Origin of the sequence: Stenotrophomonas sp. 3diitr2024, from assembly GCF_042136455.1 — a bacterium.
In the GTDB taxonomy this organism is placed as follows: domain Bacteria; phylum Pseudomonadota; class Gammaproteobacteria; order Xanthomonadales; family Xanthomonadaceae; genus Stenotrophomonas; species Stenotrophomonas sepilia.
Window position 1 is genome coordinate 1 of sequence record NZ_JBHHMJ010000568.1, and the last position, 4,331, is coordinate 4,331.

The 4,331-nt window shown below is 66.4% G+C and carries 5 protein-coding genes and 1 pseudogene; 1 reads left to right on the top strand and 5 read right to left on the bottom strand.

Annotated features, from left to right (window positions below):
• The 5 genes and pseudogenes from ABGA94_RS14605 to ABGA94_RS14625 form a co-directional block, all read right to left on the bottom strand.
• Positions 1-313: pseudogene (locus ABGA94_RS14605) on the bottom strand (anthranilate synthase component I); the annotation flags it as partial.
• 200 nt (positions 314-513) lie between these two features.
• Positions 514-1,449 carry a lipid kinase YegS gene (gene yegS / locus ABGA94_RS14610; protein WP_353075619.1) on the bottom strand — a complete coding sequence of 312 codons (936 nt, stop codon included), beginning with the start codon at positions 1,447-1,449 and terminating at the stop codon, positions 514-516.
• A gap of 235 nt (positions 1,450-1,684) precedes the next feature.
• Positions 1,685-2,167: a GNAT family N-acetyltransferase gene (locus ABGA94_RS14615; RefSeq protein WP_353075682.1), complete on the bottom strand. Its 483-nt coding sequence runs from the start codon at positions 2,165-2,167 to the stop codon at positions 1,685-1,687.
• Positions 2,168-2,179: 12 nt separating this feature from the next.
• Positions 2,180-2,857 carry a ribulose-phosphate 3-epimerase gene (gene rpe, locus ABGA94_RS14620; protein ID WP_005419843.1) on the bottom strand — a complete coding sequence of 226 codons (678 nt, stop codon included), beginning with the start codon at positions 2,855-2,857 and terminating at the stop codon, positions 2,180-2,182.
• A 30-nt stretch (positions 2,858-2,887) separates the two neighbouring features.
• Positions 2,888-3,217 carry a DnaJ family molecular chaperone gene (locus ABGA94_RS14625; RefSeq protein ID WP_005419845.1) on the bottom strand — a complete coding sequence of 110 codons (330 nt, stop codon included), beginning with the start codon at positions 3,215-3,217 and terminating at the stop codon, positions 2,888-2,890.
• 141 nt (positions 3,218-3,358) lie between these two features.
• Here ABGA94_RS14625 and ABGA94_RS14630 point away from each other — a divergent pair, with 141 nt between their 5' ends.
• Positions 3,359-4,285 (top strand): phosphoribosylaminoimidazolesuccinocarboxamide synthase, encoded by a 927-nt coding sequence (locus ABGA94_RS14630; protein WP_032954595.1) that lies wholly within the window; start codon positions 3,359-3,361, stop codon positions 4,283-4,285.
• Positions 4,286-4,331 lie beyond the last annotated feature (46 nt).

Sequence of the window (4,331 nt, forward strand, 5' to 3'; positions counted from 1 at the left end):
GGGCGCTGCGCAGCGCCTCGACTTCGGCGAAGGGATCGGCTACCTCGCGGGTGTCCACCACCTGGCCGTCTTCGCGCACGGTCAGCGTATGGCCGTGGAAGGCATACACGCGGCGCGCCGGCAGGCCGATGATCGAGTAACGACCAAAGCGCTCGCCGCCTTCGACGGATTCAAACAGGTAGGTATTGGGGCCGTCGGCGAGCTTCAGATAGACCGAAAGCGGCGTGTCCAGGTCGGACAGCACTTCGCGGACGACGGGAATGTGGGTGTGGCCTTCAGCGGCCTGCTGCTGAAACTGAGCGTGCGAGTTCAAGACGACTTTCCTTCCGGGACACAGCGTTATGGGGGCGGACGACGGCAACGGGCCACCATCGCCACCAACGGCGTGCGGAAGAAAGAGTATGCGGGGTCGTCAGGCTGGACACCCCTCGACTGTATCGCAGCTTGCGCGGCAGGGGAACCCTGGGAAACTGAACCACCGGACGCCCGCAGTGGCCACGGGGACTGATGACTCTACCCCTGCCCCTCCAGCAACGGGCATCCGGTCGGCAGATGCATCCGCACCCTGCCCGGCACGCACTCGACGCGAAAGCGACGGGCCTGCACCGGTTCGCCGTCCAGATTCAGGGTCAGCGCCTTGGGCGCATCGATCTGCAGCCACGACAGCCGCGCCCGTGTGGCCAGCTGTTCCAGTGCGGCCTGGGTACCGGACTTCAGCATCTGGCCGAGGGTGGCGGCGACCTCCCCTTCCAGTTCCGGAAGCACGGTCACATCCAGCAGTCCATCATCGATCAGTGCCTGCGGGCACAGCTGCTGGCCACCGCCGGCCTGCCGGCCATTGCCGATGCCGAGCGCGATGAAGTCACCTTCCCACGCGAAATCCGGGCCGGACAGCCGCGCGGCGATCGGCTCGATGCGGCCCAGCTTGGCGATGCCGGTGATCACGTAGGCCAGCCCACCGAGCATCTTCTTCAATCCGGCATCGGTCTCCACCGTCACCTGCGTACCGAAGCCACCGCTGGCGAGGTTGGCGCACCACCAGGGCGTGCCATCGGCATCCACGCGCAACAGGTCGATGGACCGTGCCGGCACCTGGCCGATCAGCGCGAGGGCATCGCCGGGCTCAGTGGGAATGCCTGCCGACGTGGCGAAGTCGTTGGCGGTCCCCATCGGAATCAACGCCAGCGAAGGCAGCGCTTCCGCCGGTTCCTCACGATGGGCCAGCGTCTCGGCCACCGCGCTGAGCGTGCCATCGCCACCGGCCGCCACGATCACGTCCACGCCATGATTGATGGCCTCGGCAACGTAGCGTTCGGCGTCACCGTCTTCCCAGGTCACCCGCACCTCCAGCTGCACGCCCTGCCCGCGCCAATGGCCCACGGCGCCGCGCAGTTCATCGTTGCCAGCCGATTTGCCGTTGAGGATCAGGCGCCAGCGCGGGGTGGTCATGCGGTACTTCCAGGTCAGGGCGGCACAGGCTAGCAATGCACTGTTTGCCCGCAGTGAATGTCACGCAGGTGTCATTCAGCTGCTGGAGAATGGAAGGCCATAGCAGGGACGACGGATGGAGGCAGGATCAGCCTCCCACGCATGCAGCGAGGCCACGCCAGTGATTGGCGTGGCTTTTTTTTTGGGGGGCGGGTACCCAGGGAGTGCGAACCAAGGTTCGCACCCACCACACGCCTCACCCGTTGGCGAAATCGTGCAATGCCTGGCCCTGCAGCCGGTACACGGTCCACTCGTCCTGCGGTTTGGCGCCGGCGGCGGTGTAGAACGCGATGGCCGGAGTGTTCCAGTCCAGCACCGACCATTCGAAACGGCCGCAGCCTTCGGCCACGGCCTGGCGTGCGATGTACTTCAGCAGCGCCTTGCCGGCACCCGCGCCACGCTTTTCCTGGCTGACATAGAGGTCTTCCAGGTAGATGCCCTTGCGGCCCAGCCAGGTGGAGTAGTTGTAGAAATACACCGCATAGCCGATCGCTTCACCACCGGCTTCGCAGATCAGTGCACGTGCAGTGGCATCGGGTCCGAACAGGCTTTCGGCGATGCCGATCTCATCGGTCTGCACCGAATGCTCGGCCTTCTCGTAGATGGCCAGCTCGCGGATGAAATGCAGGATCAGGCCAGCATCGGCCATGGTGGCCGGGCGGATGTTCAACACGGCCACCGTACTCATGGCTCAGCCCCGTGCCGCAGCGACGTTCGCGCGCATCTGCGCGATCACGTCCTGGTAGCTGGTCCTGGCGTTGAAGATGGCCGAGCCGGCGACGAAGGTATCGGCGCCGGCGGCAGCGATCTCACCGATGTTGTCGGCCTTCACGCCACCGTCGATCTCCAGGCGGATGTCCTTGCCGCTGGCATCGATCATCTTGCGCACCACGCGCAGCTTGTCCAGCGCCGAGGGGATGAAGGCCTGGCCGCCGAAGCCCGGGTTGACCGACATCAGCAGCACCAGGTCCAGGTCATCCAGCACCCAGTCGAGGATGTCCACCGGGGTGGCCGGATTGAGCACGATGCCCGGCTTGCAGCCCAGCGAGCGGATCAGCTGGATGGTGCGGTGCACGTGCCGGCTCGCCTCCGGGTGGAAGCTGATGTAGGTGGCACCGGCCTCGGCGAAGTCCGGAATGATGCGGTCCACCGGCTCGACCATCAGGTGCACGTCGATCGGCGCGGTGACGCCGTGCTTGCGCAGGGCCTGGCAGACCATCGGGCCGATGGTCAGGTTCGGCACGTAGTGGTTGTCCATCACGTCGAAGTGGACCCAGTCCGCACCGGCAGCGAGGACGTTGTCGACTTCCTCGCCGAGGCGGGCGAAGTTGGCGGACAGGATGGAGGGGGCGATGAGGCAGTGGGACATGGCCGGGCCTTGCAACGAGGGGAAAGTGGGTCAGCGCTTGCGCAGGGACTTGATGCGGTCGTAGGCGGCATTGATCCGCCGCGACTTCTGCTCGGCCTGCTGCTGCAGCTCGGGGGCGGCGCCGCCAAGCTTGTCGGGGTGGTACTGCGAGATCAGCTTGCGGTAGGCGCGTTCGATCTCGGCATCGGTGGCTTCGGAAGTCAGCCCCAGCTCCCGGTACGGGTTCTCCTTGTTCAGGCGGAACCAGTCCGAATCAAAGGCATGGCCGATCAGCAGGCCGACCACCGCGCCGAACAGCGGATTGGGCCGGAACAGCAGGGCGCCGGCGATGAATCCGAGCAGTTTTCCGTACCAGCGCATGGCGCTCCGGGGTCGACCGACGAAATGGACGCTCATTTTACGTCACAGCGGGCCCGGAGGGCTTTACACTAGGCCGCCCGCTGGTCAGCGGGCCCGCCGGGTCCGTTGGGCAGCCGTATCGACAACGCCCCAGGAGTGCCCGTGCCAACCACGCTGTTGCAATCCGATCTCCCCGGCCTGCCCTTGCGCCACCGCGGCAAGGTGCGTGATGTGTTCGATATCCCGCGCGAGCGGCTGCCCGCAGGGACCCCGCCGGGCGACTACCTGCTGATGGTGGCCACCGATCGCCTGTCGGCGTTCGACGTGGTCCTGCCCGACCCGATCCCGGGCAAGGGCGAGATGCTCTGCCAGGTCTCCAACTTCTGGTTCGCCAAGACTGCGCACCTGATGCCCAACCACCTGACCGGTATCGACGTGGCCAGCGTGCTGCCCGAAGGCGTGGACCCGGCCCTGTACGCCAAGCGCGCGGTGGTCACCCGCAAGCTGAAGCCGGTGCCGGTGGAAGCGATCGCCCGCGGCTACCTGATCGGCAGCGGCTGGAAGGATTACCAGCGCACCGGCAAGGTCAGCGGCATCGACCTGCCCGATGGCCTGCGCCAGGCCGAACAGCTGCCCGAGCCGATCTTCACGCCCTCGACCAAGGCCGCGGTCGGCGACCATGACGAGAACATCGATTTCGACGCGATGGTGAAGCAGGTCGGTGCGGAACTGGCCGAGCGGGTGCGCGACGCCACCCTGCGCATCTACAAGTTCGCCGCCGATTACGCCCGCGAGCGCGGCATCATCCTGGCCGACACCAAGTTCGAGTTCGGTACCGACGCCGATGGCCGGCTGTACATCATGGACGAGATGCTGACGCCGGATTCCTCGCGTTACTGGCCGGCCGACGAGTACGAAGTGGGCACCAGCCCGCCGAGCTACGACAAGCAGTTCGTGCGCGATTACCTGGAGACGCTGGACTGGGGCAAGACCGCCCCGGGTCCGAACATCCCGGCCGACATCATCGAGCGCACCCGCGCCAAGTACGCTGAGGCGCTGCAGCGCCTGGCCGGGATCAGCGTCGACTGACCCGCCTGCGCCCCCGGCCGGAAAGGCTGGGGGCGCGTTCGGTAGT

Coding starts and splice junctions, on each gene's coding strand:
- ABGA94_RS14625 (WP_005419845.1), bottom strand. CDS start 3,217: ATGCGCTGGTACGGAAAACTGCTCGGATTCATCGCCGGCGCCCTGCTG.
- yegS (WP_353075619.1), bottom strand. CDS start 1,449: ATGACCACCCCGCGCTGGCGCCTGATCCTCAACGGCAAATCGGCTGGC.
- rpe (WP_005419843.1), bottom strand. CDS start 2,857: ATGTCCCACTGCCTCATCGCCCCCTCCATCCTGTCCGCCAACTTCGCC.